Here is a 3,308-nt window from a genome sequence, read left to right on the forward strand (position 1 = left end):
TTCAATAGTTAGCTGAATCACTGTTGACTGCTTGCTTGTAGGCTCCGTTTGTAAACTCTTCAGGTAACCTTCCACTGTTTGTGAACGAGGAGATACCGCAGCAATCAATTGCGTGTCACTTTTCAGAACGGGCTTGTTTGCGAAGAAACGAAGGCGACCAAAAGGTGTGTCAATACTCTGGTTGATGGGATAGTTCCGGTCATTTACACGTACCGTGTTGTTTTCCGGAAACTAATCTCCAGCTTTTCCTTGTACAGCTCAGGCTTGGGCTGTTCAACGATCATTTTAATGGGAACGTTACCGTATACTTCGCGTTTGCCAAAGTTGGAAGGCTCGAAATACTTGACATCCAGATTAAGATCGCCAACGATTTTGTTCATCAGCGTGTACGACTTCAGGATTTCGATTTCGTTATCTACGAGTTTTTGCTGACCGAAGATGTCCAGCTGCTTCATCAGCTCACCGGTATCAACGCCTTTTTTCTCGTCCTTGATCAACAGACTGGCCTGTACACGGTAAATCGGTTGTTGATACAGCAAGTATACATACGCCGCTCCTAAGGCAAATGCCACTGATACTAAGAACCACGGCCAGTTGCGAGCATAGCGGAGCAGAATGGCCCGTATGTTCGTCTGATCAGTCTCTACGACCTGATAAGGCACGTACGAAGTGTAAGGATTATTCGTTGCCATAACGTCTGTATCGTAATAATTTTAAGTGGATTGTATGTTATAAGGTATAAGCGAAATTACCTAATGATTACGCTCACCAATACTAACACGGCAGACACTGCACTAATGACGATAGGGACAACTCGATAAGTATTGTCGGTGGCGGCCGCTCTAGCTTGGTTGGGTTCTACATAGACTACATCGTTGGGATGCAGGTAGTAATAGGGAGAGCTAAAAAAATCCCTTCTATTCAAATTGATCCGGGCAAACGTCTTTTTGCCGTTTTCTTCCCGAATGATTAATACGTTTTCACGTTTGCCATAGATCGTTAAATCATTGGCCATACTCAAGGCTTGTAAGAGCGTAACCTGCTCATTGTTAATCAGAAACAGTGAGGGATGATTCACTTCACCCAGGACGGAGATTCTGAAATTTACATTCCGAACATTTACGGAAGGCTCTTTGAGGTAGGCTTTCAGCTTATCCTTAATGAAAGCGTTGATTTCCGTGCTGGATTTACCGGTTACGGGTATTTTACCTAACATGGGGAAATCAATACTGCCATCTTTATTGACTACGTAGCCGGGCTGGTAGGCAAGTGGATTGGCGGAAGCATTTAAACCTTGGCCCTGAATAAGGGCTTGTGACTCAGGTAAATTAAATACTGCGGAGGCTTCGGGGTTTAAACTGGTAACAGTAATGGACAACACGTCACCTATCTGAACGGTAGGTGTGTACTGTTTAGCTATACTGAGACTGTCAATGGTTGTGTTGGGTCCCTCCTGAAAAAGTGCTAAGTTTTTCGAGGACACACAACTAGATAATAAACAGGCAAGAACGAGCAGCGAAGACAAATTCTTCACTATGGTTACCCGATCCTGGCGGAATGATCTGGTACTCATATAAGGCTTCAAAAGATCCAGTAAGGAGATTCGCATAGAATGCTTGGTCAAAGAAAGTACAATTTTTTGTTAACTACCAACTTCTAACTAAAATGTTTTACGAAAAACAAAATTTACTAACAAAAGTCAATAAGCCCGGTACAAACACGAACACTTTCTGCCGTTTTTGTACGATCACTCAAAACTATTTGTGTAATTAGATAACATTTGCTTAATACCCATAATCCTATACAATTCTACGAATTATACCAATCCAGGGAGGTTACCTAAAGCCTTTCAGCATTGGTCAGACCTACAGTCCCAGTAAGGAAGAATTCCGCAGGGGCTGGTTCTTCAATTCATCGAATTCGGGTAAAGCAAATATTCGTTCAAAGCGGGATAAGTCGCCGGGTCGATGCAAATCACTTCCGATGAAGTCCACCCAACCCTTTTGTAACAGTAACTTGCCCTGGCGGCGAGCCTGATCACCGTACTTACCCGTTAAGGACATGGCATTGAGCTGAAGCAGACAACCAGCCTGGCGATGCCGGTCGAGTTCAGCCTCAAAATTATGGTAGTATTTGTAACGTTCGGGATGAGCCAAAATAGGCGTATAACCGGCCGCTTGTATACGAAAGATAAGGTCTGTTAGATGAAGGGGAGCCGAAGACCAGGCTGTTTCTACTAACAAATACTTCTCAGGGCCGAAACTAATAACCTCTTTATGATTGAGCAAATCGAGAAAGAAATCATCCAATAAATACTCAGCGGCGACTTCGACCTGTAAGGGTAACTGATGTTCTTTGATTAAGGCCTGTAATTGCTCCTGTCCCTGCAAGAGCTGATCGTGCTTGTTGGGAAAATAATCACGACTGACGTGCGGCGTAGTGACTACTTTTTGAATACCCCATTCGCTAAATTGTTGCAGACAGGCCAGTGACTCTTCCCAAGTATCCACGCCGTCATCAACGCCAGGCAGTAAGTGCGAGTGAATATCAACATTCCAGAAGCAGTGTTTGACAGGTTCTTCCGGAATAGATTTGGCGGAGAAGAACCGATCTTTTAAACGCTGCCATAAACTAGTAGAGCTCATGGATTTAGCTATAGTACGACTATCTGATGTACGAGTAGGCTCTGCCACCGAATGATCGGTCACATGGTCACCCGTTCGAAAAGGGACAAGTCTCCTTTCTGAAGGCGAAACTACTTCATCAAACTCCGTATTCATAATATAGCTAGCGGTTAGATGTGATGTACCCTAAATAAATGGGGTACCAGTCCTCACAATATGTAATACAAATTCAGTCAGTAACTCCCAGCAACCTAACCCGGCTGCTGAGATTTTGTACATGCAAAAGATTACATTCCAGTATGCTAAATCAATGCAGGAATGAGAACAGATTCGGCGACGAAATCAGTGTTCATGCATTTATTTTAACTTTACAAGCGACTTTCAATGGGAATGACCTGTCTATTAAACTACGTAGATTAAAAAGCTTGGATGTTTTAAAATGTATTTTTTAGAAAAAAAGGTCTGTTTTAAGTTCAAATAAACTTTACACAATAATTAGTCAATTCAGGCAAAAAAAAGACAAAAAACATCATACCAGATTTAGTATTGGTAAACAAGGATTAGCTAAGTACCATTCTTTAAATTATTGATAATCAGATTAATACTACTCAATCCGTATTTTTGGTAAATCTTATATTTATTTATTTTCTTCAAATAATTCAAGAATGTTTAATAAATAGGCAG

The 3,308-nt window shown here is 41.8% G+C and carries 3 protein-coding genes; all 3 read right to left on the reverse strand.

All coding sequences use genetic code 11. From position 1 onward, the window contains the following. Positions 1-203: 203 nt before the first annotated feature. Positions 204-692, reverse strand: a complete 489-nt coding sequence (locus BWI97_RS19475) for a Wzz/FepE/Etk N-terminal domain-containing protein (RefSeq protein ID WP_102202416.1) — start codon at positions 690-692, stop codon at positions 204-206. A gap of 56 nt (positions 693-748) precedes the next feature. Further along, entirely contained in the window at positions 749-1,573 is an 825-nt protein-coding gene (locus BWI97_RS19480; RefSeq protein ID WP_094815044.1) for a polysaccharide biosynthesis/export family protein, read from the reverse strand. Between the two features lie 292 nt (positions 1,574-1,865). Continuing rightward, positions 1,866-2,645: a tyrosine-protein phosphatase gene (locus tag BWI97_RS19485; RefSeq protein ID WP_102202417.1), complete on the reverse strand. Its 780-nt coding sequence runs from the start codon at positions 2,643-2,645 to the stop codon at positions 1,866-1,868. Positions 2,646-3,308: the final 663 nt, after the last annotated feature.

Source organism: Siphonobacter sp. BAB-5405 (genome assembly GCF_002872335.1).
Classification (GTDB): domain Bacteria; phylum Bacteroidota; class Bacteroidia; order Cytophagales; family Spirosomataceae; genus Siphonobacter.